We start from the raw sequence: 376 nt of genomic DNA, 5'->3' as shown, positions 1-376 counted from the left end.
CGGCCAAGAAAACACGAGAAACACGGTGCGGCAAGCGAAACAAATAAGCTTCGAAAGAAACTTAAAAAAAGAGCTTGCAAAGTTGGTTCGGATGTGATAAGATATAAAAGTTGCTGAGGTGAACAACACACGGCAATGAAAAAAAAGTTTGATCTTTGAAAACTGAACAACGAGTGAGTAAACATTCTGCTTGCAGAATGAACGCGAAAGTTAGAGACAAGCCTTGGCTTGGATCGACTGGAGCATAAAAAGAGATTTTTAATCTCGTCAGTTTCAAAATGAGCTTATCGCTCTTTTCAATACTTTATTGGAGAGTTTGATCCTGGCTCAGGACGAACGCTGGCGGCATGCCTAATACATGCAAGTCGAGCGGACT

Annotated in this window: 1 rRNA gene; it reads left to right on the top strand. The window is 41.5% G+C overall.

Going from position 1 to position 376, the window contains the following annotated elements:
- Positions 1 to 304: 304 nt before the first annotated feature.
- Positions 305 to 376, top strand: a 16S ribosomal RNA gene (locus tag HP548_RS27705); the annotation flags it as partial.

This window comes from Paenibacillus taichungensis (genome assembly GCF_013359905.1).
Lineage (GTDB): Bacteria > Bacillota > Bacilli > Paenibacillales > Paenibacillaceae > Paenibacillus > Paenibacillus taichungensis.
This window is presented reverse-complemented; position numbering and strand designations above follow the sequence as displayed.